This is a genomic window from Paraburkholderia sediminicola, assembly GCF_046030555.1.
Lineage (GTDB): Bacteria > Pseudomonadota > Gammaproteobacteria > Burkholderiales > Burkholderiaceae > Paraburkholderia > Paraburkholderia sediminicola_E.
The window spans coordinates 237,208-261,775 of record NZ_JAQQCH010000006.1 but is presented as its reverse complement, the minus strand read 5'-3'; the positions used below and the strand labels follow the sequence as shown (position 1 = coordinate 261,775).

The 24,568-nt window shown below is 62.0% G+C and carries 23 protein-coding genes; 14 read left to right on the top strand and 9 right to left on the bottom strand.

Annotated features, from left to right (window positions below):
• Positions 1–748 precede the first annotated feature (748 nt).
• Positions 749–1,894 carry a diguanylate cyclase gene (locus PQQ52_RS12060; RefSeq protein ID WP_408210892.1) on the top strand — a complete coding sequence of 382 codons (1,146 nt, stop codon included), beginning with the start codon at positions 749–751 and terminating at the stop codon, positions 1,892–1,894.
• A 9-nt stretch (positions 1,895–1,903) separates the two neighbouring features.
• Here PQQ52_RS12060 and PQQ52_RS12055 read toward each other — a convergent pair whose 3' ends face one another.
• A complete protein-coding gene (locus PQQ52_RS12055) occupies positions 1,904–2,101 on the bottom strand; it encodes a DUF1289 domain-containing protein (RefSeq protein ID WP_408210890.1) in 198 nt (65 codons plus the stop codon).
• Positions 2,102–2,302: 201 nt separating this feature from the next.
• Here PQQ52_RS12055 and PQQ52_RS12050 point away from each other — a divergent pair, with 201 nt between their 5' ends.
• Complete coding sequence (locus PQQ52_RS12050) at positions 2,303–3,145, top strand: phytochelatin synthase family protein (RefSeq protein ID WP_408210888.1); 843 nt, start codon at positions 2,303–2,305, stop codon at positions 3,143–3,145.
• A 104-nt stretch (positions 3,146–3,249) separates the two neighbouring features.
• On the opposite strand, the gene PQQ52_RS12045 is transcribed toward PQQ52_RS12050, so the two are convergent.
• The gene (locus tag PQQ52_RS12045) at positions 3,250–3,897 is read right to left on the bottom strand and encodes a glutathione S-transferase family protein (protein WP_408210885.1); all 648 of its coding nucleotides are present in this window, start codon (positions 3,895–3,897) and stop codon (positions 3,250–3,252) included.
• Between the two features lie 20 nt (positions 3,898–3,917).
• On the bottom strand, positions 3,918–4,307 hold the full coding sequence (locus PQQ52_RS12040) for a VOC family protein (RefSeq protein ID WP_408210883.1): 390 nt from the start codon (positions 4,305–4,307) through the stop codon (positions 3,918–3,920).
• Between the two features lie 40 nt (positions 4,308–4,347).
• On the opposite strand from PQQ52_RS12040, the gene PQQ52_RS12035 reads away from it, so the two are divergent.
• Complete coding sequence (locus PQQ52_RS12035; protein WP_408210880.1) at positions 4,348–5,010, top strand: BBE domain-containing protein; 663 nt, start codon at positions 4,348–4,350, stop codon at positions 5,008–5,010.
• A 76-nt stretch (positions 5,011–5,086) separates the two neighbouring features.
• Here PQQ52_RS12035 and PQQ52_RS12030 read toward each other — a convergent pair whose 3' ends face one another.
• A complete protein-coding gene (locus PQQ52_RS12030; RefSeq protein WP_408210877.1) occupies positions 5,087–6,559 on the bottom strand; it encodes a sodium:solute symporter family protein in 1,473 nt (490 codons plus the stop codon).
• Entirely contained in the window at positions 6,556–6,771 is a 216-nt protein-coding gene (locus tag PQQ52_RS12025; RefSeq protein ID WP_408210875.1) for a DUF3311 domain-containing protein, read from the bottom strand. The genes PQQ52_RS12030 and PQQ52_RS12025 overlap by 4 nt, the downstream gene beginning before the upstream one ends.
• 352 nt (positions 6,772–7,123) lie before the next feature.
• On the opposite strand from PQQ52_RS12025, the gene PQQ52_RS12020 reads away from it, so the two are divergent.
• The 3 genes from PQQ52_RS12020 to PQQ52_RS12010 all read left to right on the top strand — a co-directional run bounded on the left by PQQ52_RS12020 (position 7,124) and on the right by PQQ52_RS12010 (position 9,577).
• Positions 7,124–7,801, top strand: coding sequence for a MarC family protein (locus tag PQQ52_RS12020; protein ID WP_408211049.1), 678 nt, complete (start codon positions 7,124–7,126; stop codon positions 7,799–7,801).
• A gap of 75 nt (positions 7,802–7,876) precedes the next feature.
• Positions 7,877–8,710 (top strand): class II glutamine amidotransferase, encoded by an 834-nt coding sequence (locus PQQ52_RS12015; RefSeq protein WP_408210872.1) that lies wholly within the window; start codon positions 7,877–7,879, stop codon positions 8,708–8,710.
• Between the two features lie 6 nt (positions 8,711–8,716).
• Positions 8,717–9,577, top strand: a complete 861-nt coding sequence (locus PQQ52_RS12010; RefSeq protein WP_408210870.1) for an MBL fold metallo-hydrolase — start codon at positions 8,717–8,719, stop codon at positions 9,575–9,577.
• A gap of 4 nt (positions 9,578–9,581) precedes the next feature.
• On the opposite strand, the gene PQQ52_RS12005 is transcribed toward PQQ52_RS12010, so the two are convergent.
• Together PQQ52_RS12005 and PQQ52_RS12000 are read right to left on the bottom strand one after the other, a co-directional pair.
• The gene (locus PQQ52_RS12005) at positions 9,582–11,324 is read right to left on the bottom strand and encodes a cobaltochelatase CobT-related protein (protein WP_408211047.1); all 1,743 of its coding nucleotides are present in this window, start codon (positions 11,322–11,324) and stop codon (positions 9,582–9,584) included.
• 53 nt (positions 11,325–11,377) lie between these two features.
• Positions 11,378–12,604, bottom strand: coding sequence for an AAA family ATPase (locus PQQ52_RS12000; RefSeq protein WP_408210867.1), 1,227 nt, complete (start codon positions 12,602–12,604; stop codon positions 11,378–11,380).
• A 492-nt stretch (positions 12,605–13,096) separates the two neighbouring features.
• Between PQQ52_RS12000 and PQQ52_RS11995 the strand changes: the two genes are divergently transcribed.
• From PQQ52_RS11995 to PQQ52_RS11980, 4 genes are all read left to right on the top strand, one after another.
• Entirely contained in the window at positions 13,097–14,203 is a 1,107-nt protein-coding gene (locus PQQ52_RS11995; RefSeq protein WP_494478223.1) for a porin, read from the top strand.
• 251 nt (positions 14,204–14,454) lie between these two features.
• Positions 14,455–14,904, top strand: a complete 450-nt coding sequence (locus PQQ52_RS11990) for a sugar dehydrogenase complex small subunit (protein WP_408211045.1) — start codon at positions 14,455–14,457, stop codon at positions 14,902–14,904.
• A gap of 3 nt (positions 14,905–14,907) precedes the next feature.
• Complete coding sequence (locus PQQ52_RS11985; RefSeq protein WP_408210862.1) at positions 14,908–16,518, top strand: GMC family oxidoreductase; 1,611 nt, start codon at positions 14,908–14,910, stop codon at positions 16,516–16,518.
• Between the two features lie 2 nt (positions 16,519–16,520).
• A complete protein-coding gene (locus PQQ52_RS11980; protein ID WP_408210859.1) occupies positions 16,521–17,816 on the top strand; it encodes a cytochrome c in 1,296 nt (431 codons plus the stop codon).
• Here PQQ52_RS11980 and PQQ52_RS11975 read toward each other — a convergent pair.
• Positions 17,813–20,128, bottom strand: coding sequence for an FdhF/YdeP family oxidoreductase (locus PQQ52_RS11975; protein ID WP_408210856.1), 2,316 nt, complete (start codon positions 20,126–20,128; stop codon positions 17,813–17,815). The two genes, PQQ52_RS11980 and PQQ52_RS11975, sit on opposite strands and share 4 nt — an antisense overlap.
• Positions 20,129–20,350: 222 nt before the next feature.
• Between PQQ52_RS11975 and PQQ52_RS11970 the strand changes: the two genes are divergently transcribed.
• Positions 20,351–20,596: a DUF6723 family protein gene (locus PQQ52_RS11970; RefSeq protein WP_408210853.1), complete on the top strand. Its 246-nt coding sequence runs from the start codon at positions 20,351–20,353 to the stop codon at positions 20,594–20,596.
• Between the two features lie 109 nt (positions 20,597–20,705).
• On the opposite strand, the gene PQQ52_RS11965 is transcribed toward PQQ52_RS11970, so the two are convergent.
• Complete coding sequence (locus PQQ52_RS11965) at positions 20,706–20,942, bottom strand: hypothetical protein (RefSeq protein WP_408210850.1); 237 nt, start codon at positions 20,940–20,942, stop codon at positions 20,706–20,708.
• 170 nt (positions 20,943–21,112) lie between these two features.
• On the opposite strand from PQQ52_RS11965, the gene PQQ52_RS11960 reads away from it, so the two are divergent.
• The 3 genes from PQQ52_RS11960 to tkt all read left to right on the top strand — a co-directional run bounded on the left by PQQ52_RS11960 (position 21,113) and on the right by tkt (position 24,468).
• On the top strand, positions 21,113–21,376 hold the full coding sequence (locus PQQ52_RS11960) for a hypothetical protein (RefSeq protein WP_408210847.1): 264 nt from the start codon (positions 21,113–21,115) through the stop codon (positions 21,374–21,376).
• Between the two features lie 186 nt (positions 21,377–21,562).
• Positions 21,563–22,117, top strand: coding sequence for a cupin domain-containing protein (locus PQQ52_RS11955; protein ID WP_408210844.1), 555 nt, complete (start codon positions 21,563–21,565; stop codon positions 22,115–22,117).
• A gap of 266 nt (positions 22,118–22,383) precedes the next feature.
• Positions 22,384–24,468, top strand: a complete 2,085-nt coding sequence (gene tkt / locus PQQ52_RS11950; RefSeq protein ID WP_408210841.1) for a transketolase — start codon at positions 22,384–22,386, stop codon at positions 24,466–24,468.
• Positions 24,469–24,568 lie beyond the last annotated feature (100 nt).

Below are 24,568 nucleotides of genomic sequence, written 5' to 3'. Positions count from 1 at the left end.
AACGAGACCGACTTGCCAAAATCCGCCGTAGAGAATCCAGAGGCTGGCTTCGACGCCGGCATTGAGCCTTCGGCCGCGGCACCGCCCGTGCGATTCGGACGTCTTGTGCTATGTGTCGCTACGGCAAGCGCGCTCGCTTTTGGCGTAGTGGGGACGGTAGCGTATGGCGTCTGGTTCAACCACGATCAACAAGCGTATGCCGACGCCATGGCCGGCGCGCGGCAGGCGCTCGGCACCGCTGCGTCTGCGGCTATTGGCCCGGCGTCGGCGAAATCGACGGCACCGCCAAAGGCGGCAATTTTCGCGGCAGCGCCACGATCGGCGACCACAACGGCCGCGCCCGCACGAACAGCTTCCGGCATGCAAGCACCTGTCGCTGCGACGGTGACAACGGCAACGCAGACGACGTCAGATCCACCGGCAACCGCACAAACGCAGGCAACAGCGGCAGCATCGGACGGAGAAGAAGGAAGTAAACAGGCCTCGTGGTCCGGCCCGGTTACGCAACGTGCGACACCTGCGGCTAGCCAAACCAGCATCGCCGCCGCCCCCGCCGCAACCGCGCCTTCTGCCCCTGCCGCTCAGCGCGCTGCACACCCATCCCAGCAATTGGCGTCCAGCCGCCCCGGCAAAGACGCGCGTCTCGCCCAGCAGGATCGTAGATATTCTTCGACCGCGAATTCCAGACACAAGGGCAGTCTGTTCGCCCGCATGAGTTCGTTCTTTCGTCGCGTCAGCTATCGCCAGCATGGCACCGGAAGCCAGCAAGCCACCTATTCCCATCCCTGAGCGGATTCGCATCCAGCGCGCCGTTCGCGGGCGGGCCTTCGCGATCCGCTTCAGGCCGGGCCCGGCCGCGATCGCCGCTGCCTCGCTGGTTTGTCTGCTGATTGGTCTTCTATATCTTGTGTTGCAGATCAGAACGATTTTGTCCGATCAATTGAAGCAGGAATATGCGGGATTGGTTCTCGAAGCGGTTGAACGGGCGGAAAGCGCCCGGAGCGTGCTCGGCATCTGGCAGCAACTGCCCGACGCCACAGTGACTAGAGCGACTGGGTATCTGCACGCGCGAACTGAACTCACCCAGCGCCTTACGTCGCTTGCGGCGCTCGTGAACGCGAGTCCGACGGCGGCGCCGCATCTGCCTTCCTCTTCGCTTGCACCCGACGCCGATCTGCGCGACGCGGATGCGCTGCTCAGTGACGTATCGACGTATTGGCGAGCGCAGCGCGACTTTGACAGTGCCGACGTACGCGTGCGGATTGCCTACGTTGCGCGCACGCTCATCGCGTCGGCGGCATTGCTGTTCTGCATGCTGATCACCGCGCTGGGAATGTATGCCAAACGGAATCGTCAGCTGGCAGGCCTGTCGCACGAATTCGAGCACGCGGCGCTGCATGACGCGATGACTGGCTTGCCGAACCGGCGCAAGCTGTTTGCCGCGCTCGAAGCGGCGGCGACGAAATCGCCCGCTGCCGCGGCCTCTTGCAAACTTGCCGTGCTGTATGTCGATCTGGATGGATTCAAGCAGGTCAACGACTCGCTCGGCCACCGCGTCGGGGATGAATTTCTGATCGCGGTTTCGAAACGCTTTCGCGAGTCAGTGCGCAAAGTCGATGTCGTCGCCCGGATCGGCGGCGATGAATTCGCCGTCCTCGTTCGAGAATTCTCGACGAAGGCAGAGCTTGGCGAAATCGCCCGGCGGCTCATTGCCTGCGTGGTTCAAACGGACAAGGAGATGGGGGTTGGACTGGTTCGCGCCAGCATCGGCATCGCCAGTTTTCCGGATCCTGTCGGCGACTACGATCGCCTCGTGGCCGCAGCCGACGAAGCGATGTATCAGGTCAAGCGCAGCGGCAAGAACAGTTATGCGTTCGCCGACCGCGCGAGCTGACTGGCGCCTTTACGAGGTTTGCGTCTCTTGCGACTCGGGTTTCACCTTCGCCTTGCGGCGCGTGGCGTCATTGATGACCTGATGACGGCGATGGTCGGTCATGTTTTTCCATTCGCGAATCTCGTCCCGGGTTCGCAGACATCCAATGCAGAAGCCCGTTTTGCCGTCGATTTCGCAGATGTCGATGCAGGGTGATTCAATTGCCATGTTCAGGCCATCAGTTCCGTTGATTGACTTCGACGGTGACGTGCAACGGGTCGAATGAACAGCCGTTCAATTCGCCTGACGTCTGATCGCACTTTCACGCGCCGACTTATTTCGTGTTAAAAAATCGAAGCTTGCCGATGTGGGATGCCATGCATCGGCACGGTCGAGGTTGTTCCGAATCTATCCCCAGCGGAAGGGTTAATGTCCAGATATTCGTTGATGCGTGGCATGGAGCGCATAAGCCGGCCTGAGTGGATCGCTATTGTGCTGACGGCAGCACTGACGGCTTGCGCACCGCTGCCACCGGTTGCAAATCAGGCCGCGGATCAAAGCTTGCATCAGGATTCGCTGCAACAAGGCACCGCGTCGGGCGCGGCACGCCCGGCCGACGGGCCGCTGCCCGTTCCTCCGAACCTCATTGCGTTGACACAACCGGCCGGCCAGAAGCGGTTGATGAGCACCGCCCATAACCAGTCGTACTGGCCGCTCTCGGAGTACTTCGAAACGCAGCGCAACGAAGCCTACTGTTCAGTCGCGACCTCGGTGATGGCGCTCAATGCTTTGGGCATCCAGCGCCCCGAGTCGACGCAGTATCCGGATTTCCCATACTTCTCGCAACAGGATTTCTTCCGCAGCGTCGATCCGCAGGTTGCCAACGCCGCGCGGGTATCGAAGGAGGGCATGACGCTCGACCAGCTCAGCTCAGCCCTAAGCGCGTTTCCCGTCGAGGTGACGAAATTCCACGCCGGCGATCTGACGCTCGGTCAGTTTCGTGATCTGATTCGCGAAACAACGGGCCACAGCGACCGTTTTGCGTTATTGAACTTCAGGCGGGTGGAGATAGGCGAAACAGGCGGCGGCCACTGGTCGCCACTTGCCGCATACGACGCCGCAAGCGATAGCGCACTGCTGCTCGATGTTGCGCGCTACAAGTATCCGGCGGTGTGGGTGCCGGTCACCCAACTGTATGCAGGAGCCCTGGCGGTCGATAACGTGAGCGGACTTTCACGCGGTATTGTGATCGTCGGCACGCGCGCGAACTAACTGGCTAGCGGCTTCTAAGCGGTTTCAAGACCGTTTCAAGGCCGTTACCACGACCAGTCGGCTCGGCCGGCCACTGCCCCGGCCGCCAATGGGTCAAGCGCGCGTCAATCGTCCTGGTTGCGCCATTCGGTGAGCCCTTCTCGCGTATTCAAGTCAATGAACGAGGGCAGGGCGCGCAGCCCGCGGATATAGCGCGCGAGATTCGGCCAGCCGAGTGCGGGGCGCGGCATATTGCGTGTCCAGCGCATCACCACGACCGCGAGGAAATCGGCGGTGCTGAGCTTGCCACCGAACAGATAGTCACGTCCGTCGGCGAGATCTGCGTCGAGCCGATCACAGGCTTCCTCGATGCGCCGCTGCGCGAGCGCCCGGACGCCTTCGGCGCCGGCAGGATCGCCGTCGACATCCGCGTAAAACCAGTCGCGCATGGCGGGCAGCAGCGTGTTGGCCAGATAGACCATGAACTCCAGCCACGCCGCGCGATCGGCGGAGCCTGGCGCAGGTGCCAGGACGGTTTCAGGATGCCGCTCGGCCAGCAGCATGAGCAACGCGGCCGACTCGTGGCGCGGCGTGCCGTCGACCACTAGCGTGGGAACGCGTCCTGATGGATTGAGCCGGAGATATTCAGGGTCTCGCTGATTGCCGGCGTCGATGTCGATCAGCTGGGCGTCGAACGGAATGCCCATTTCTATCATCATCCAGTGAACTGCCATGCTTGCCGCGCCCGGCGAGTAGTAAAGAAGGTAGCTCATTCATTCTCTCCACATGCTTTTCATCCCCACGCAGCATTTTGCAAAACGATCCGATAACCGTCGGGGTCCTCAAATGTTTTCCCTAGCCGATCCCAGTACGGATTTTCCGATTCGCACGGCAGGACGCCAAGCGCCTGAATCCGTTCGACCGCAGCAAGCCATTCGTGGTGTTCGGGTAGATAGAGCACGAGAAGATGCTCGGTGGTCGGCGCTCGCTCGACCACGACGCCGTGCTGGTGTGTGAACTCGATGTGCCAGGGGCATTGGCGCCGCCCCAGCACGATACCGTCGAAACCCTCGTGGTTTTCGAAGCGGGCGAGAACCTCGAAGCCTAGTCCCTGGGTATAGAAATCGGCGAGCTTGCGCAGATCGTTGGTTGGACGAGCGACTCGGAGAACGGGTGACTGCATCGGCGGCTCGACGTGTGAGGTGCGTGCCGCAGAGCATAGCGTGAAAGCAGGAAAAAGGGCTGGCGCCCAAGGCGATCAACCCTTTCAACCGCTATACAGAATCCTGCTTGAAGTCCCGCGGACAGACCGTCTGCGACTCATACCACTACGAAAACTCGTGTCTGGTCGAGCATTCGGCAACGGCCCTATGCTGCGAATGTCAGATGGCCGGTTTCAGCGCGGCGACGGGCGTCTGATCGATGCATTATTCGAGAGCACTCGCCAATGGACGGTTTCGTTTCACTTCAACAAAGGACTCGCGGGCGCCCCCGCTGACGCATTGAGCGCGACCAGAGACACGCCGATGAACCCGGCGGTCCTGAATGCTTTTGCACTGGCGATCATTGCTGGCGAGGGCGCGCCGGCCTTTCCCGGCATGTCAGGCCACGAACCGGACGAAGCAAAGGGACGGCGCTATGCAGCGCGAATCGCGCAGGCCGCGCAGACGTTACGCACCGTCGTCCCCGACGCGGGGACGTACTTATCCGAGAGCAATTTCTTCGAAGCCAACTGGCAGCGGGCGAACTGGGGAAGCAACTACGCCCCGCTTGTGGCCGTGAAGCGCAAATACGATCCCGACGGCTTGTTCTTCGTTCATCACGGAGTGAACTCGGACGCGTGGAGCGCCGACGGCTTCTTAAGGGTGAAAGACGCAAACAGTTGAGTTGCGCCTTTCACCCCCAAACGGGACCGGACGTTTTTCACGCCCACACGGCGTTCCGCAAAACGATCCGATAGCCTCAATGCACCGGCGCGTGAGTCGGCTCGACCGACCTCGGTTGCGTCGCAGCGCTCACCGCGGCAAAAACAATGATGTTCACGGCCAACGCCAGGAAGCCGATATTGACGTCCTTCAGCGCGTCAGGCAAAAACGGCATCAACTGCGCGACACTCAGATGCAGAGTGGTCGTCAGGGCCACCACCGCGACGCCCGCCAGAATCCCGCAAAATGCGCCGTACTTGGTTGCCCGGTTACGCCGCAGCAAACTGCAGATCACCGCTGGAAACAGCTGGGTCACGAAGCTGTAGCCCATCAGCAGCAACGCCACGATGGTCTCGCCGCCGTGCAGCGTAAAACCTACGGCTACCAGCGCCACCACCGGCACGAGGAAGCGCGCGAGCTTGGTCACCGTCGCATCCGACGCATTGCGGTTCACCATGCCGCGATACACGTCGTTGGCGAGCAGCGTGGACGCCGACGTCAGAATCATCGATCCCGGCACCAGCGCCGTCAGAATCCCCGCTCCGCCGATCACGCCGACGAACCACGGGTCGAAAGTCTGCAACGACAGGCGGAACAGCGACAGGTCGATGTCGCCACCCTTCAGGCCGGGCACCTTCAGCGTCGCCGCAAAGCCCACGAAGAACACGAACAGCAGAATGAGCTGGTACAGCGGCAGCACCATCGCATTGCGACGGAAGATACGCTCGTCCTTCGCCGTGTAGATCGAACCGAATGTATGCGGCCACATGAAGAAGCCCAGTGCGGTCAGGAGCACGGTCGACTGGAACCAGGTCACGCTCGAACCCTTGGCCGGGAAGGTCAGGAACCCGGGGCGCGCGGCATCGATGGCATGGAACATCGCGCCGAAGCCGCCGTAGTAGTGCAGCGGCAAATAGATGCCGAGGAACAGCACGATCGCCAGAATCAGCATATCTTTCACGACCGAATTCCACGCGGAACCGCGCACGCCCGAGACGATCACGTAAGCCGTCACCACCGCGGCGCCGATCCAGATGGCGGCCGTCGAAGAAATCGCGCCATACGAGGCCGTTGCGACGATGATGCCGAGCCCCTTGAGTTGCAGCACGAGATAGGGGATCAGCGCGGCGACGCCGACCAGCGCGACGAGCGTGCCGAGCGCCGGGCTGTCGTACTTGCGCGCGAAGAAGTGTGGCTGCGAGACGAGGCGGTGATTTTTCGCATAGCGCCAGATGGGCGGCAGCATCCAGTACGAGAGGATGTAAGCGAGTGTGCCGTAGGCAAGAATGTAGTAGACCGGCGCGCCCTTTCCATAAGCAAAGCCGCTGCCGCCGAGGAAGGTGAAGGTCGTGTAGATCTCGCCCGCCATGAGCAGGAACACGAACGCGGTGCCGAAACTGCGACCGCCCACGGTCCACTGTTCGAGACTCATATCGTGGCCGCGCCGCGCGCGCACCCCCAGGTACAGCGCAAATAGCGTAATCGCCGCAATGATGACGAGTGCGCTCATGATCGGGCCTCCTCGCCGTCCGCGGCGAGCTGACGGTTGGTCGGGTCCAGACGGTAAATGACCGCCATGATGATCGAACTGAGTACCACCCACATGACGATCCAGGCCAGCACAAATGGCATGCCGAGCACCAGCGGCTCGACACGATTCACAAACGGGACGCCGAGCAGAATGCCGACGAACGGCAGCGCAGCAAGTACACGAAGCAACATGGGGAGCAACTCCTCGAACCGGTAAGTACGTCTCGTTGAAAGTGCAGCTTCGCTGAGGACTTTATGCCTGATGCTTTGACTACGTAAAGTAAGTCAAAAAAGTGTAGGCTTTCCGAAAGTTGCGCGCACATCTTTTTTGGCCGCTCTGCTGCAGTGCAACGCCGCGCGCGGCTTGCATCGCCCCCTTTTTTACCAATTTGCGTGCCGCGCCGCGATATCATCTGACCCACGCAACTTGAGCATCAATCTGGACAGGCCGAAGACGTCCAGCACTTCAACTCAGCGCGGCGCATCGGCGGGCAGTCAGTCGAACAACCCGCCCGGCCGAGCCGCTGCCCGAAACGGATCGCATATGGTCGAAAGTCTGATCTCGGATATCCTCTTTGGCTTCACCGGGCTGATCAGCATCATCAACCCAATCGGCATGGCGTTCGTCTTTCTCGACCGGACAGCATCGCTCACCACGGAAGACCGCACCGCGCTCGCCAAGAAAATCGCCTTCAACGTCATGTGCGTGATGCTTGTCGCCTTCTTTGTCGGCACCCCGATTCTTCATTTCTTCGGCATCTCCATGGAGGCCTTGCGTATTGGCGGGGGGCTTGCGGTTGCCGTCGGCGGCTGGCAAATGCTCAACGCGCCCGACACGCAACCGGCCGAGCAGCCGGCCGTCAAACGCGTGGATTCGGATAACGCCATGTCGAAGGCGTTCTTCCCGCTCACTATTCCCCTCACTACCGGGCCGGGTTCGATCGCCACCGCGATCGCGCTGACCGCGAATCGCACACATAAGCTCTCGGCCTTTGTGCTGTCGAGCATCGCGTCGGTCGTGATCTCGATCCTGGTGGCTGCAACCGTCTACCTGATCTACAGCCGGGCCGTGGTTTTCGCCAAGTATCTCGGCGTGGACGGCACCAAGGTTGCGATGCGCGTCTCGTCGTTTCTGCTGCTGTGCATCGGCGTGCAAATTATCCTGACCGGTTTTTCAGAGTTCCTGATACCGATTGCCCAGATGCAACCCGTGGTCAAATAGCGAACGGCGGCGCGCGGGCCTATTCGAGGCTGGGCGAGGTTCGTCAGACATCTCGTTGCGACAGGAGGAAAACGCATGTGCCGCTGGCTCGCTTATACCGGCAACCCGCTTCAACTCGAAACGGTGCTGTTCAACGCCAAACACTCGTTGATTGACCAGAGCCTGCATTCGCAGCTCGGCCAGACCACCACGAACGGCGACGGCTTCGGCATCGGCTGGTACGGCCATCCCACCGACATCCCGTTTCGCTACCGCAGCATCCAGCCCGCCTGGAGCGACCGCAACCTGCGCGAGGCCGCGCGGGCCATTCGCGCGCCGCTGTTCGTCGCGCATGTGCGCGCGGCCACCGACACACCGTCGCAGGAAACCAACTGTCATCCGTTCCGCTATGGCCGCTGGCTGTTTATGCATAACGGGCTGGTGCGCAACTATCCAGCGGTACGGCGCGATCTGATGCTGGCGATCGATCCGGAGTTGTTTCCATCGGTCGAAGGCTCGACGGATTCCGAAGTGCTGTTTTTCCTGGCGCTCACCTTCGGTCTCGAACTGGCGCCGGTGACCGCGATCGAGCGGATGGTGGGTTTTGTCGAGGATGTCGGCCGCAAACACGGTATCGACGAAGCGCTGAACATGACGGTCTGCGCAACCGACGGCGAGCAGGTCATCGCGGTTCGCTATTCGAGCGAAGGGCAATCGCGCTCGCTCTTCCACAGCACCTCGTTCCGGCATCTGCACGAACTGTATCCGGACGACTCGCGCATCACGGCGGCTGGCGAGGACGCGTTTCTCGTGTTGTCGGAGCCGCTGGCGGATTTGCCCGGCTGGTGGGAAGAGATTCCGGAGAGCACGGCCGTGGTCGCGCGGGGCGGCGGGATCGAGCAGTATTCATTCAAGCCCAAATTGGTGTAACGCGCCATGACGCCTCAAATAGAAGCTTTTTACGATCCGGCGACCGGCACGTTTACCTATGTGGTGTATGCGTCCGAAGGCTCGGCGTGCGCCGTGATCGATCCGGTGCTCGACTACGATCCGAAATCCGGGCACACGTCGACCGATTCAGCCGAACGCGTTGTCGCTTTCGTCAGGCAACATGGATTGCGCGTCGAATGGTTGCTGGAGACGCATGCCCATGCCGATCACGTTTCGGCGGCGCCTTATCTGAAAGAGGCGTTGGGCGGCAAGATTGCGATTGGCGAAAGCATCCGTATCGTCCAGGCCGCATTCAAGCGCATCTTCAATCTTGGCGAAGACATGCATGCCGACGGCCGCCAGTTCGATCATCTGTTCGCGTCCGGCGAGCGTTTCAGCATTGGCGAACTGAGCGGGGAAGCGCTGCACGTGCCCGGCCATACGCCGGCGGATATGGCCTATTGGATTGGCGACGCCGTGTTTGTCGGCGATACGCTCTTCATGCCGGACGTTGGCTCGGCGCGCTGCGATTTTCCGGGCGGCGATGCGCATACCTTATATGCCTCGGTTCACACACTGCTCGCGTTACCGCCGGAGACACGGCTGTGCATGTGCCACGACTACCCGCCGCCGTCACGCGAGCCGAACTGGCAGACCACCGTTGCGGAGCAGCGCCACAGCAATATTCATCTGCACGACGGCGTGACGCAGGAGACTTTTGTCGCCATGCGCACCGCGCGTGATCGCACGCTCGGCATGCCGACGCTGATTCTGCCGGCGATCCAACTCAATATCCGCGCGGGCATGCCGCCTGAGCCGGAAGCGAACGGCGTGCGCTATCTGAAGATTCCGTTGAATGCGTTTTGATGCGCTAGCGCGTGAGCAGCATCGAACTCAACACCGAGAACACCGTCGAGGGCAATTCGGCAAGGCGGCTCACCACCACGTTGTGCGGATAGAAGTCCTCGACCGCATCGGTCAGCACGCCGATCCCCACCAGTTCGATGCCGCGTTTCTGGATCGCCGCGACGCGTTCACGCAGATCGTGGCGCAACACTTGCGGATCGCCGTCGCCGGTTGACGGATAGCCGTCTGAAAACACGATCAGGATGCGCCGCTCGGCCTGATGATCGGCGAGCCGCGTCGCGGCCCAGGCCAGCGCCTCGCCGTCCGGGTTCTCGTGGCCACAATCGATTCTGGCGATCCCGCTCAGATCCGTGGCGCCAAAGCGTTTGTAGACCTTCAGATCGAGCCGCTCGACAAAGCGGTTATAGCGCCGCACATCCGCGCCGGCCGCCAGTTGCCGTTCATAGAGTTGCTTCATGGGCACGAACTCGAGCGAGCAATAGCCAAGTACCTCGCAGTCGAACGACAACTGCGTCAGCGCATCGCACAATGCCGTGGCGCACAGACGCGCGAGTTCGATCTTGCGCCCGGCCATGGAACCGCTGCGGTCGATCAGCAAGGTCACGGCGACGTCGCGTCCTTTGGCTGCCCGCTGCGTGCGAAACGGCGTGCGGTAGCCGGGCGAGGTGGCGAGCTTCGCCAGTGCGGTGCGGTCGATCTCCCCGCGTTCCTGTTCGCGGCGCCAACGGGTGCGTTCGTCGGCGCTCAGCGCGCGTTCGAGCTTTTCCTTGAGCGGCGCGGTATCCGCCCGTGCCTGCGCGCGAAGCTCGCGCCACGTCGCGCTATCGCCCTGGCCGGTGACGTCGGTGATTTCGTCGAATTCGGTGGCGAGCGGAATCGATAGCCGCGCGCGGACGCTTTCTGACGCCGCACCGGTTTCGCCTTCGGAACGTGCCGACGACTGCTGCGCATCGGCCACCGATTGCCCCATGCCCACCGCATTCTCCGCCTGGGCGCCGCCACTTTTATCCGACGGCGGCGAAGCCGCGTTGTCCTGGTCGGGCAGGGCCGTGTCTTCATCATTGAGCGGCGCCGATGAAAAAGCGGCGGTTTCCGTATCGATGTCTTCAACCGGATCGGCGGTGAACACCATACTGTTGACATCGCCCGCCGACAAAGCCCGCACGCGTGCCACCAACGCCTGTGCTGCCGCGATGCTATGCGCGCTCGAGCGGCTTCCGCGCGCCTCGTCGAGCAGATCCTGCGAGGCGTGCAGTGCGGCCAGCAGTGAATGAATCGCTTCGGTTCGTGTCGGCTGTTCGTCCCACAGTGCGCGCTCTACCAGCCAGACCAGCCGCTCGCGCCAATGCAGCTTCGGCCAACGCTGCCGCGCCTGTTCGGCGGCATGCACACGCAGCTTGCCGATAAACCAGCGCGCGCCCGGATACTCGTCGAGCAGTTGCGCACAGACGCGGCGGTCCTCGATGACCTGCGCGAGATTCGCCGCAACGCCGGCAGGCAGCGCGTCCATCTGCGCGAGCGACGAATGCTTGGCGCGCGCCACCAGCAGATCCAGATAACCGATCAGCACGTCACGCTCGACGCCGCCGCTCAGTTCATAGTCGGGAATGACGATGCGGCCCGGTTCGACCCGCGGACCATCCGGACTGAACGCGACTGTCACGCCGTATTGCCCGGTCAGCACACGCGCTACCTTGCTGAGCGTGGATTCGAACGCGAAGCCTTGCGTGTCGCGCGTTGCGTGCATGGCGCTCATGGTGCGGGTTGGACTCGATGTGCTCGATATGATCATTGGCCGCTTCAGGCGGCCGGCGCGATGTGATGGCGAACAATGCCGCGAATCAGCGCGGCATCTTCGGGACTGACCTTGGCGTAAATCGCAGGACCGGCGGCGCGTTCGGGGTCGCCGGTGCGCAGCATCAGTTCGGCCCAGTCGAGGAGACGCCGCGTGGAGAACGCGCTCGACAGGTCTTCGCGGGCGAACGCCGCGCGGCAGTCGGCGGCAATCGCGGCGAGGGTGGTCGCGAGCGCACGTGTCATATGCGGGGCGAGCGTGCGCATCAGCACGTCGGTTTCTTCGGCGGGCGTCAGATAATCCAGCATGTAGACGCGCCAGCGATCGAGAAACGCTTCGTTCATCAGATTCGCGCCCTGATACAGATGGCGGAACTGGCTCATCGCGCCGACCGCATTGGCCGCGGCAAAGAGCCGAAACGCCGGATGCGGCGCGACGATCTCATTGCCTTTCTCTTTCAGCACGAGGCGGCCGTGCGGTTCGAGCACGGCGGTGAGGGCGGCGAGAATGGACGGTTCGGCGAAATCGATTTCGTCGACGATCAGCCACAAGCCTTCGCGCATCGCGGTGGGCAGCACGCCGTCCACCCAGATCGTTTCGCCGCCCTTGACCGTCCAGAAACCGACGAAATCGCCGACTGTGGTTTGCCCATTCATGTTCGAGCGCAACACGCCGTGATGCGAGCGCGCGGCGACCTGTTCGATCAAACTGGTCTTGCCGGCGCCGGTGTGCCCGATCAGCATGACGCGCCGGTTCTCCACGATATCTTCGACAATGTCGTTAAAGCGCTCGGAGAACAGGTAGGCCGGATTGAGGCGTGGCACGAGCGGATTGTCCACGCCGCACGGTACGTCGACATGGCCGATGCGCACGGTTTCGCCCGCGCCCTCTACCGGCAGGCGGCGCCTCGCCGCCGAGGCCCGCGCCGCGACGCGCTGCAACTCCGGCATGAAGGCCACCCGTTCTGCCGCACCCGCTTCGTCGGCGGCATCGGGTGTATCGATCGCAAAGCCTTCGCGGCGCCACTTCTTCAACTTCGCGCGCAGGTTTTCGGCGTCGACCACCAGATCGATATCGACCGAACCGGTGCCGTTGCCTTCATCCACCCCATGCTCGAGGCGGTAGTTTTCCGGCCGGTCCGCCACGCTGACGCGCCACCATTCCGCGCCGGTTTCGGTCGCGCGTTGGTAAAGCCCAAGGTTTTCGTCTTCGGTGAGTTCGGGCGCGTTCATGGCAAGTGGCAAATGATGAATGGTCAGATAACAAATAATGCGTTTCGATTTGGCTGAGGCCGAATGACCGACTATCTTATCGTGAGTACCTTTCGATCTCCCCGGCAGGGATCTCTTTTGGTACGCGTCGATTCGATTGCTGATTTCAATGCTGAGTGTGCTGGTAGCAAAAGTTTATTGCGTCAAACGGATAGGCTATGAAGCGTCGATCCCCTATAGTGCGTGCGCGAAGCGTGTAGTTTTACAACATCCCCTTGGCAAGCTGGTTCAACCCGGCGCAATGCTGGCAGAACCCTGCCGGCACAACCCGGTATGCGCAACAGGTCATGCCCATACCGTTCAACTGTCTGCGCGAGACCCGCTGACGCAGCGCGTGCCGCTGGTCCGCGGCCCGCCAGCAGGTTGAGCCGCAGTGTGACACGGCGAGTAGTTTTTGTTCATCGGCAGGTGGCTTTGCCCACCATTTCGACAGAAGAAACTCACGGCAAAACAATGAGACTACATACAAAATTAATGACCGCCCTGGCGGTCGCGAGTCCCCTGGCATACGGTCAAACCAGTGTGGAGTTATATGGCCGTCTCGACGGCGGCGTGGAGTATCTGAATCACATCAACAACGGCGCGGGCGGCACTTCGAGCCGCTGGAGTGCTGAAGGCGGCGATTGGGGCACCAGTATGCTGGGCCTCAAAGGCAATGAAGATCTGGGCGGCGGCCTCAATGCGATCTTCAACCTGGAAACCGGTCTGCAAATCATGAACGGCACGACCAGTGGCGGACGGTTGTGGTCGCGGCGCGCGTTCGTCGGCCTGAAGAGCGACCAGTGGGGCACGCTGCAAGCCGGGCGCAATCTGTTCATTGACAGCGACGGTGTGTGGGAATTCGACCCGTTCGTGCAGCAGGCATTTTCGTCGGCTTCGCTCGTGCGCGGGCGCAACTGGCAGCAGACCAGCAATAACGTCGAGTATCACAGCCCGGTGTTGGGGGGCTTCGACGTGCAGGCGCAATACGCCTTCGGCAATCAGCCGGGTGCGTTCAACAGTGGTGCGACCGGTGAGTTTGGCCACTCCGACGGCATCATGCTGACGTATCACTCGCCGCTTTTCGACGTGCGCGGCATCTATGATGAACTGCGCGATAGCAACGGCCGCTTCAGCAATATCTTCCAGGCCTCGCGTGAATATTTCGTCGGCGCGAATGTGCATTTCGACGCGGTGAAGATTCAGGGTGCCTATACGCATTACTCGGCGCCGGATTCGCCGGTGGGTGTGGCCGACAGCGCCGATCACTACTGGCTCGGCGCCACGTACAACATCCAGCCGCGCTGGGCCGTGACCGGGGGCGGCTACTACATCAGGGTCGGTGACGGTGGCGGCGATGCCTCGCACGATCCATCCGGCCATGCCATGATGTATGCGCTCGGCACGACTTATAACCTGTCGAAGCGTACCTTCCTGTACGGCACGGTGGCCTATGTCAGCAACAGCAGCAACGCGAATTTTTCGCTTGAAGCGTCGCCGCGCGATGCCGCCAATAACACGAGTCCGCTCGCGGGCGAATCGCAAACCGGCGCGTATGTCGGGATGATGCATCAGTTCTAACCCGGCTTTGGCGCTGCATTCAGCACAACCGGCTGCATCGTCGGCAAGACCGCTGGCCGCATGAAAGCATCACAACGAGCGGCACGGCCGGCGTCGCCCCTCTCTCCGCAATACGCGCAGTGCCCGCAATACCCATACGTATAAAACGCCTCACAAGGGAAGAACAACAATTGACTCCACAAGACTCTCACGACGAGTCCCTTAAGGGGACTTCCTTCGGCGCACATGCCGCGAGCGACGAGCCGTCCACCGTGACGCGCCGCCGCTGGCTGCAAGGCGCGTTCGCATTGACGATAGCCGGTCTGACAGGTTCGCTCGCGCTCAGGGCATTGGCCGACGACTCGGCCGCCGCGCCGATCGACGCCTTCATGACGTTGTCGCAATCGTTGACAGCCCGATCCGCTCTCGATCGCAACGTCGGCACGCGCTTGCTGGCCGCGTTGCAGCAGTCCTCGCCCGATCTCGCGCTGCAGTTGCCGAAGCTGGCCGGCGCGCTTGCAGCCGGTTCCGCCGATGCCGCGCAACAGGCGCTCGCGCTGAAGATCATGGAAGGCTGGTATCTCGGCACGGTGGACAACCAGGTCATCACGTATGAACAGGCGTTGATGTACGACGTGGTGTCCGACACGCTGATCATCCGTTCGTACTGCCCCAACAAGCCCGGTTTCTGGGCCGCCAAACCCATCGAAAGGCAAACTTAAGCAATGGCCGACACACAACAAGCCGATATCGTCGTCGTCGGGTCGGGCGTCGCGGGCGCGATCGTCGCGCATCAAATGGCCCTCGCCGGCAAGTCCGTGATCCTGCTCGAAGCAGGGCCGCGCATGCCGCGTTGGGAGATCGTCGAGCGTTTTCGCAATCAGTTCGACAAGTCCGACAATTCGGCGCCGTACCCGTCGAGCGCATGGGCGCCGCATCCGGAATACGGGCCGCCGAACAACTATCTGATTCTGAAAGGCGAGCACAAATTCAACTCGCAGTACATTCGCGCGGTGGGCGGGACGACGTGGCACTGGGCCGCGTCCGCATGGCGCTTCATGCCGAACGACTTCCGCATGAAGACCACCTATGGCGTGGGCCGCGACTGGCCGATGGGGTACGAAGAACTGGAGCCGTACTACCAGCGCGCCGAAGAAGAACTCGGCGTGTGGGGCCCGACGGACGAAGAACTCGGTTCGCCGCGCAGCCAGCCGTACCCGATGGCACCGCTGCCGCTGTCGTATAACGAGCAAACCATCAAGGGCAAGCTCAACGCGTTCGACTCGCGCTATCACGTCGTGACCGAACCGGTCGCGCGGAACAGCCGTCCGTATGATGGCCGCCCGACCTGTTGCGGCAACAACAACTGCATGCCGATCTGCCCGATTGGCGCGATGTACAACGGCATCGTGCACGTTGAAAAAGCGGAGCAGGCCGGCGCGAAACTGATTGATAACGCGGTCGTCTACAAGCTCGAAGTCGGTGCGAACAAGCGCATCACCGCCGCGCTGTATAAAGATCCGCAGGGCAACGAGCATCGCGTGGAAGGCAAATATTTCGTGCTCGCCGCGAACGGTATCGAAACGCCGAAGATCATGCTCATGTCCACCAGCCACGATTTCCCGAACGGCGTGGGCAATAGCTCCGACATGGTGGGCCGCAATCTGATGGATCACCCGGGCACGGGCGTCACGTTCTACGCGGACGAAAAACTCTGGCCGGGCCGCGGTCCGCAGGAAATGACCTCGCTAATCGGCTTTCGCGACGGTGCGTTTCGCGCGAACGAAGCCGCCAAGAAGATCCACTTGTCGAACCTGTCGCGCATCGATCAGGAAACGGCGAAGATTTTCAAGCAGGGCAAGCTGATCAAACCGGCCGACCTGGACGCGCAGATTCGCGACCGTTCGGCGCGCTTTGTCGAATTCGACTGCTTCCACGAAATCCTGCCGCAGCCGCAAAACCGCATCGTGCCGAGCAAGACGGAAGTCGATGCGATCGGCATTCCGCGCCCGGAGATTACCTACGCGATCGACGACTACGTGAAGCGCGGCGCAGTCCATACGAAAGAGGTCTACGCGAACGCAGCGAAAGTGCTGGGCGGCACGGAGATCGAGTATCAGGACGAGTTCGCCCCAAACAACCACATCACGGGCGCGACCATCATGGGCGGCGACCCGCGCGATTCGGTGGTCGACAAGCATTGCCGGACCTTCGATCACCCGAACCTGTTCATCTCCAGCAGCGCGACGATGCCGACGGTGGGCACCGTCAACGTAACGCTGACCATTGCCGCGCTTGCACTTCGCATGGCCGACCAGTTGAAGAAGGAAGTTTGAACGTGCTGAAAAAGACCTTTTTCTGGCTGCTGGCCGGTGCATTGGCATTGCCCGTCCTGGCGCAGGCCGACGATTCTGCCGGCGCGGTGAGCAGCAACGACACCGCGTTGATCAAGCGAGGTGAATATCTCGCCACGGCGGGCGATTGCATGGCCTGTCATAGCACCGTCAAGGGCAAGCCGTTTGCGGGCGGCTTGCCGCTGAAAGTGCCGATGCTCGGCACGATCTATTCGAGCAACATCACGCCGGACCCGCAAACGGGTATCGGCGCGTGGTCGCTCGAGGACTTCGACCGTGCGGTGCGCAATGGCGTCTCAAAGGACGGCCATCACCTCTATCCAGCCATGCCGTACGTGTCCTACGCGAAGCTTGGCGACGATGACATGAAGGCGTTATATGCCTACTTCCGCTACGGCGTTGCGCCCGTGAATCAGGCTGCGCGCGAGAGCGACATTCCGTGGCCGCTCAACATGCGCTGGCCGCTGACCGCATGGAACTGGGTGTTCCTGAAGAACGGGCCCTATCGGGACAAGCCGAGCCAGAGCGTCGAGTGGAATCGCGGTGCGTATCTCGTGCAAGGCCTCGCGCATTGCAGCACCTGCCACACGCCGCGCGGCTTCGCGATGCAGGAGAAGGCGCTCGACGAAACCGGCAGCGGCTTCCTCGGCGGCTCAGTGCTGGCGGGTTGGGATGGCTACAACATCACGTCGTCGGCCAATAGCGGCATTGGCGGCTGGAGCCACGCGCAGCTCGTGCAGTATCTGCAAACGGGTAGCGTGCCGGGCGTCGCGCAAGCGGCCGGTCCGATGGGCGAAGCCGTCGAGCACAGCTTTTCGAAGATGACCGGCGCGGATATCGATGCGATCGCCACCTATGTGCGCACGGTGCCGGCGGTAAACGACAGCAGTTCGCAGCCCCGCAACGCCTGGGGCAAGCCGTCGACTGACGTTACGCGTTTGCGCGGCGTTGCACTGAGCGACGGTACGCTCGATCCGGCGCGCCTGTATCTTGGCAACTGTGCGACCTGCCACCAGGCGCAAGGCAAGGGCACGCCAGATGGGTATTATCCGCCGCTGCTGCACAACTCGACGGTGGGGGCGTCCAATCCGGGCAACCTCGTGCAGGTGATCTTGCATGGCTTGCATCGCAAAACCGCGGGCAACGATGTCGGCATGCCGGCATTCGCCACGCAGTTGAACGATGCGCAGGTTGCCGCGCTCACCAACTATGTGACCACGCAGTTCGGCAATCCGGCGGCCACGCGGGTGAGCGACAAGGACGTTGCGAAGCTGCGTTAAGCCGATTTTCGCAAGCGGACCGGAATCGACTTCGACGCGGGTACCAGACTCGATTTCGCGTGATGCGAAAGTGGAATCAGCCGGTTGCATTCCGGGTAGTAGCCCATGATGCAACCTCGTGGAATATCGAAGGCATGCACCCGCATGCCTTCGACTTCGCGCGCCACGCCATCGTTAGACACGGTCGAGATGCACACTGCGTCGCCCTCCGTGAAACCAAGACGCGTCAGGTCGTCCTGATGCATCAGCAGCACTTCGCGCGTGCCGTACACGCCGCGAAAACGGTCGTCGAGCGTATAGACGGTAGTGTTGAACTGGCTGTCGCCGCGCGTCGTCATCAGACGCAGCACGTCGGGCCCGATGGCCGGCATGTCCGCGTCTTCATCGAGCGTATCGGGCACGATGAAATTGGCCTTGCCGCTTTCCGTCTTCCATTTGCGCTCACATGCCGGCAATGGCCGGTGAAAACCGCCGGGCTGCCTGAAGCGCTGGTTGAAATCGCGAAACTGCTCGGGATAAGTGCGTTCGATCGCGTCGCGCACGCGTGCATAGTCGCCGACCCATGCATCCCAATCCACCTTCGGGTTGCCGGGCAGCAGCGCCGTGGCGATACCGGCGACGATCGCCGGTTCCGACAGCAACATGTCGCCGGCGGGTTCGGCCAACCCATGGGAGCCGTGCACACAAGCCGTGCTGTCTTCGACACTGACCCACTGTTCACCGCTTGCCTGGCGGTCGATTTCGATGCGTCCAAGACACGGCAGCAAATACGCCACCTCGCCGTGCAGCAGGTGGCTGCGGTTGAGCTTGGTGGCGATCTGTACCGTCAGCCTCAGTCGCCGCCACGCCGGATCCATCACGTGATGATCGGGTATCGCCACCTGAAAATTACCGCCCAGGCCAATGAACGCTTTAACTTTGCCGTCGAGCACGCCCTGGCAAGCTTCGACGGTGCTCATGCCTTTCTCGCGCGGCGGCTCGAAACCATAGAGTTCTTTCAGCTTGTCGAGTGGCGCGAGTTCGGGCTTTTCGGTCATGCCGACCGTGCGCTGTCCTTGCACATTCGAATGCCCCCGAATCGGGCAGATGCCGGCGCCGGGCCGGCCGATATTACCGCGCAGTAGCAGTAGATTCGACAACATCTGCACGTTGTGCACGCCGCTTCGGTGCTGGGTGATACCCATGCCGTACAGCACCATCGCCGCGTTGGCTTGCGCATAGACGCGTGCCGCCGCTTCGAGCGCCGCACGTGTGAGTTGCGAATGGTGCTCGATTTCCTCCCACGTTATGGCGCGCATGGACTCGGCGAACGCTTCGAAGCCGTGCGTATGTTCGGCGATGAAGGCCGCGTCGAGCACCCGTTGCGTGCCGTCGCGCTGCGCCTCGTCGTCCCATTCGATCAGCAGTTTGCAGAGTCCGGCAATCGCGGCCGCATCGCCGCCGATCTTCACCTGATGGTATTGCGTGCTGATCCGCGTTTCGCCCGGCGTCAGCATGTCGACTGGCGATTGCGGATTGGCGAAACTGACGAGGCCGCGCTCCCTGATCGGATTGAAGGTGATGATCTGTACGCCGCGCTTACGCGCGTCCTGCAACTGATGCAGCATGCGCGGCGCATTCGTGCCGGTGTTGTGGCCGAAGAACAGCATGCAATCCGTGTGTTCGAAGTCTTCGAGTTGCACGGTGCCGACCGGTGCGCCGATGGTCTTCGGCAAGCCGACCGAGGTGCTTTCGTGACACATGTTCGAGCTGTCGGGCAGATTGTTGGTGCCGTACATGCGGGCAAGCAGGGCATACATATACGACGTTTCCAGCGACGCACGGCCCGACGCATAAAACACCGCTTCATTCGGATCCAGCGCTTGCAGTTCTCTCGCGATTTCCGCGAATGCGTGTTGCCACGTAGTGGGTACGTAACGATCCGTAGCAGCGTCCCATCGCATCGGCGCGGTCAACCGTCCGCGCGATTCCAGTTCGTGGCCGCTCCACGATTGAAGCTCGCTCACGGTGTGGTCGGCAAAGAAGTCGGCGCCGATCCGCTTGCTGGTGATTTCCCACGCAGTGGCTTTCGCGCCGTTTTCGCAAAACTCGAACAGGTGCGGGTCTGCCGGTTTGGCCCATGAACAGCTCACGCACGCAAAGCCGTCCGCCTTGTTCTGATGCGACAGGATGCGGCTGCCGTTCACCATGACATGTTCCTGTACAAGGATCGACGCCACCGCCTTGATCGACCCCCAGCCGCCTGCAGCGTTGCGATAGGGCTTGATGGGGGCGATGTCCGTCGTGTGCTCGGTGATCTCGTCGGTACTCATACTGGCTCCTCGCGGCTGGACCGGTGGTCTTCCCGGTGCATAGGGCGCGCGCAATTCCCGGACCAGTGTCTTAATTTGCGCTTACAGCGTGCCACGCCAATCCCCGCGGCGCGTGGAACAGGTATTGCTCGACGTCGGCACGCGCTCGCTGCCATTACGGCATCCAACGACGCAATACACCGGAATTGACGCACTCAAGATGCAGGGATGAGGAAAATACACATGGCGCGACATAAGGCCGACGTTGCTGACGACGACTTCGAGATTTACGCCAGCTATCACGGAACAGGCGATGGCCGTTACGTAGGTGGACTGAAGGTCATCAGAAAAGCTGACAGGAGGATTCTGTTTCCCTTCGACGGCGCACCCGAGATTGGCCCCTACGCGACCGCCGACGAGGCACGCCGGGCCGCGATTGATTACGGCCGGGAGATTGTGGCCGCTGACCGCGCGGCCCCGGAGAAGTGACGCCGGCCAGGGAGGGCCTGGCGCTATCCGGCGCTGTATCTAATACCGCTGTGCCGCTGTGCGCCCGGCAGCACGGGGAGCGGCAAAGCTTCGATATAACGCGCGCGGCTCAAGGCATGCCGCCGAGCGAAGGCGAAATGGTGCTGCCGCGGCCCGGATCGTCCGGATGCTGATCCGGCGGCGTGGGATGCACCGACACCGGTGGATGGTTGCGATAGCAGCTATCGATCGACGTATCGGCCAGGCAACGCTCGAAAGCGTCGGCGTCGGTCTTCTGCGAGAACGCGTACAGAGTGCGTTCAACTTGCACTTCGGTATCCGATACACGAATGGTCGTGATCGTCATGACGTTCTCCTTTTTACAAAAATTGGTCCAGATCTAATGGTCCAGACTTCAGCATGGGTGCCGCAACGGCCATGCCTACGCGCGGCTGCTGAGCCGCGGAGCCACCGTTATCGCGGAGAGGGACCGATTGTTGCTGCACCAACGGGATAGCCGATTTCAAGGAGAGCATCATGCCGGACAGTGAATCCGCCGAAGGCCGCAACGCAGCACACCAGGCAACGGAAACGAAACCGCGCAGCAAACCGAGCGGAACCCACTATGTCGAGCCCAGTCCGCTCGGCATCGAGCCGGTCGAACAGACCGGAGTGGACGCGCAAACGAACCCTCAGCGTTCAAGCGAGCGTCCGAAGCAAACCGCCGAAGTGCCGCTGGGCACCGGTACGCACGCAGAGCCACCGGGCGCAGGCGGACGCGAGTCGCAAGAGAAGAAGTGATGTGTGGCGTGCCCGGTCAACGCGGGTTGTCGACTGAAGCGGCACGTTACACAGGCATCGGCGGGTGATTGAACCGCACGTGAACCGCACACGCCGAAGTGCACGCACGGTCTCGACACGGAAATATCGTCATACGTTTGTGAGCCCGGCGTGCCCGGCGAGCACCGTGAAGCACAGGAGCAGACCATGTACAACGATTCGAAGCACGGATTCGACGCGGCTCAGACCGGGTACGAGGCATTCATGCTGGAGCCACACGAATGGGTGCCGAACAGCCGCACGTTGCCAGTGATCATTTACCGGGAAGCACTCGCGCCGGACAGCGGTGACCTTGCCGCGGCGTTCGAGATCCTGTTCGAAGGCAACGAGTGGCCTCCGCAATGGCGCGACGGGATTTTCGATTACCACCATTTCCATGCGACCGCGCACGAAGTGCTCGGTGTCACGGACGGTTCGGCCGAGGTGATTGTCGGCGGTCCGGGCGGCAGGGTGGTGAACCTATCCGCGGGCGATGCCTTGCTGCTGCCCGCGGGCACCGGCCATTGCCTGCAATCGTTCGCGCGCCACTTTCAGGTGGTCGGGGGGTATCCGGCCGGCCAGCAATGGGACATCCGCCGCGAAGCGCTGACACCAGCCGAGCAGGCGGCCATGGAGGCCTTGCCGTTCCCCGCCATGGATCCGATCGACGGCAAGCGTGGGCCCCTAATCGAACACTGGCTGCACGCGGCGCAACCGCAATGAATGCGATGTTGTTGCTCCCGCCTTTGTAGCCACGTTGCCTGCGCAAGACCGCAAGCCGCTTGAAAGAACCGTCTCCGATCATCTGTACAACACGGCGCCGGATGTAACGCGCCGTGCAGATTTGCGCGCATCGGCGCATCATCGTTGAGTCTGGCTGCGGTTCCTCATGCGTCGTTCCACGCGCTTCACTACGAACACCGATCGCCGACCACGCCAACACCGTGCGTCCTGGCGATGTCTCCAACCGCCGAACAAGGAGTGTTCTCATGCAAAACGATCCCGCCCGCGATCAGCTGTGCATCAACACGATTCGCACGCTATCGATGGACGCTGTGCAAAAGGCCAATTCCGGTCACCCCGGTACGCCAATGGCACTGGCACCCGTCGCCTATCATCTGTGGCAAAACCACCTTCGCTATGATCCGGACGAGCCGTTGTGGCCGAATCGCGACCGCTTCGTGCTTTCGGTGGGGCATGCGTCGATGCTGTTGTACTCGCTGCTGCATCTGGCGAACGTCAAAGCCGTGGACGACGACGGCAAGCCGACCGGTTCGCCCGCCCTCTCGCTCGACGATATCGAACATTTCCGTCAGCTCGGCAGCAAGACGCCGGGTCACCCCGAATACCGCATGACCACCGGTGTGGAAACGACCACCGGGCCGCTCGGGCAGGGGCTGGGCAATAGCGTCGGCATGGCGATGGCGGCACGCTGGTACGAGAGCCACTTCAACAAACCCGATGCGCCGCTGTTCGATTACCGCGTCTATGCGTTATGCGGTGACGGCGACATGATGGAAGGCATCTCGCACGAAGCAGCGTCGCTCGCCGGGCATCTGCAGTTGTCGAATCTGACCTGGATCTACGACAGCAACCGCGTGACGATCGAAGGCCACACCGACCTCGCCTATAGCGACGACGTGGAGACCCGCTTCCGCGGTTACAACTGGCACACCCTGCATGTGAACGACGCGAACGACGCCGCGGCGCTGGAAGCCGCATTTGTCGAAGCGAAAAGCATCACGGACCGGCCGACGCTGATCGTGGTTCATAGCATCATCGGTTGGGGCGCGCCGCATAAGCAGGACACCTCCGCCGCGCATGGCGAACCGCTCGGCGTCGAAGAAGTGGCGCTCGCCAAGAAAGCCTATGGCTGGCCCGAAGACAAATTCTTCTATGTCCCGGACGGCGTGCATGAGCGCTTCGCAGAGGGTATCGGCGCACGCGGCAAGGCGGCGCGCGAGGAATGGCAGGGCAGGTACGATGCGTACAACAAGAAATACCCGGAACTGTCGCGTGAGTTTGCCCAGATCGAAGCGCACGAATTGCCTGAGGGCTGGGACAGTGACATTCCCACGTTCGATGCCGACCCGAAGGGCGTCGCCTCGCGCGAATCGTCGGGCAAGGTGCTCAACGCGATTGCCGCACGCGTGCCCTGGATGATCGGCGGTGCGGCCGATCTTTCTCCCTCCACCAAGACCAATCTGAAATTCGAAGGCGCAGGCAGCTTCGAACACGATAACTATGGCGGTTGCAACTTGCACTTCGGGATTCGCGAGCACGGCATGGGCGCCGCCGTAAACGGCCTCGCGTTGTCGAACTTGCGGCCGTTTGGTTCGACCTTCCTGATTTTCAGCGACTACATGAAGCCGCCGATCCGGCTCTCGGCGATCATGGAAGTGCCGTCCATCTACGTGTTCACGCACGATTCGATTGGCGTCGGCGAAGATGGTCCGACTCATCAGCCGATCGAGCAACTGGCCTCGCTGAGGGGCGTGCCGGGGTTGACCGTGCTGCGCCCGGGCGACGCGAACGAAGTCGCCGAGGTCTGGCGTGTGGCGATGTCGGACCCGCGGCGGCCCTCGTGCATCGTCGTGTCGCGTCAGGCGTTGCCGACCTTGGATCGCACGCGCTATGCGTCGGCCAAGGGCGTGCAGAAGGGCGCGTATGTGCTCGCCGATGCACCCGACGGGCAGAAGCCCGAGGTGATTCTGCTCGCCACGGGCAGCGAACTGTCGCTGTGCGTCGACGTCTACGAGAAGCTCAAGAGCGAAGGAATCGCAGCGCGGGTGGTGTCGATGCCGTCGTGGGATCTCTTCGAGCGTCAGGACGAGGCCTATCAGGACTCGGTGCTGCCACCCGACGTGGATGCGCGCGTGGCGGTCGAACAGGCGGCAACGCTAGGCTGGGATCGCTATGTCGGGCGGCTCGGCGCGCAGGTGGTGATGCATACGTTCGGCGCGTCCGCGCCACTCTCCGACCTGAAGAAGAAGTTCGGCTTCACGCCCGAGCATGTGTATGACGCGGCGAAGCAGCAGATCGCGCGGGTGAAGGCGAAGCGCAGCCAGAAGTAAGGCGTATTCGCGGTCAAGGCGCCATCAGTAGTGAAGAAGCCGGCAGCGTAAAGTTCGCCGGCTTTTTTATTGGCCTCAGTGCTTTATCGTTCAGAAATGC

What these genes read in the sequence shown, in the direction of transcription:
- PQQ52_RS11995 (WP_494478223.1), top strand. Translation starts at nt 13,097, where the DNA reads ATGAGACTACATACAAAATTAATGACCGCCCTGGCGGTCGCGAGTCCC.
- PQQ52_RS11970 (WP_408210853.1), top strand. Translation starts at nt 20,351, where the DNA reads ATGGCGCGACATAAGGCCGACGTTGCTGACGACGACTTCGAGATTTAC.
- PQQ52_RS12000 (WP_408210867.1), bottom strand. Translation starts at nt 12,604, where the DNA reads ATGAACGCGCCCGAACTCACCGAAGACGAAAACCTTGGGCTTTACCAA.
- PQQ52_RS12050 (WP_408210888.1), top strand. Translation starts at nt 2,303, where the DNA reads ATGTCCAGATATTCGTTGATGCGTGGCATGGAGCGCATAAGCCGGCCT.
- PQQ52_RS12015 (WP_408210872.1), top strand. Translation starts at nt 7,877, where the DNA reads ATGTGCCGCTGGCTCGCTTATACCGGCAACCCGCTTCAACTCGAAACG.
- PQQ52_RS12020 (WP_408211049.1), top strand. Translation starts at nt 7,124, where the DNA reads ATGGTCGAAAGTCTGATCTCGGATATCCTCTTTGGCTTCACCGGGCTG.
- PQQ52_RS12005 (WP_408211047.1), bottom strand. Translation starts at nt 11,324, where the DNA reads ATGCACGCAACGCGCGACACGCAAGGCTTCGCGTTCGAATCCACGCTC.
- PQQ52_RS11985 (WP_408210862.1), top strand. Translation starts at nt 14,908, where the DNA reads ATGGCCGACACACAACAAGCCGATATCGTCGTCGTCGGGTCGGGCGTC.
- PQQ52_RS12025 (WP_408210875.1), bottom strand. Translation starts at nt 6,771, where the DNA reads ATGTTGCTTCGTGTACTTGCTGCGCTGCCGTTCGTCGGCATTCTGCTC.
- PQQ52_RS11960 (WP_408210847.1), top strand. Translation starts at nt 21,113, where the DNA reads ATGCCGGACAGTGAATCCGCCGAAGGCCGCAACGCAGCACACCAGGCA.
- PQQ52_RS12010 (WP_408210870.1), top strand. Translation starts at nt 8,717, where the DNA reads ATGACGCCTCAAATAGAAGCTTTTTACGATCCGGCGACCGGCACGTTT.
- PQQ52_RS12060 (WP_408210892.1), top strand. Translation starts at nt 749, where the DNA reads ATGGCACCGGAAGCCAGCAAGCCACCTATTCCCATCCCTGAGCGGATT.
- PQQ52_RS12030 (WP_408210877.1), bottom strand. Translation starts at nt 6,559, where the DNA reads ATGAGCGCACTCGTCATCATTGCGGCGATTACGCTATTTGCGCTGTAC.
- PQQ52_RS11975 (WP_408210856.1), bottom strand. Translation starts at nt 20,128, where the DNA reads ATGAGTACCGACGAGATCACCGAGCACACGACGGACATCGCCCCCATC.
- PQQ52_RS11955 (WP_408210844.1), top strand. Translation starts at nt 21,563, where the DNA reads ATGTACAACGATTCGAAGCACGGATTCGACGCGGCTCAGACCGGGTAC.
- tkt (WP_408210841.1), top strand. Translation starts at nt 22,384, where the DNA reads ATGCAAAACGATCCCGCCCGCGATCAGCTGTGCATCAACACGATTCGC.
- PQQ52_RS12055 (WP_408210890.1), bottom strand. Translation starts at nt 2,101, where the DNA reads ATGGCAATTGAATCACCCTGCATCGACATCTGCGAAATCGACGGCAAA.
- PQQ52_RS11965 (WP_408210850.1), bottom strand. Translation starts at nt 20,942, where the DNA reads ATGACGATCACGACCATTCGTGTATCGGATACCGAAGTGCAAGTTGAA.
- PQQ52_RS12040 (WP_408210883.1), bottom strand. Translation starts at nt 4,307, where the DNA reads ATGCAGTCACCCGTTCTCCGAGTCGCTCGTCCAACCAACGATCTGCGC.
- PQQ52_RS12045 (WP_408210885.1), bottom strand. Translation starts at nt 3,897, where the DNA reads ATGAGCTACCTTCTTTACTACTCGCCGGGCGCGGCAAGCATGGCAGTT.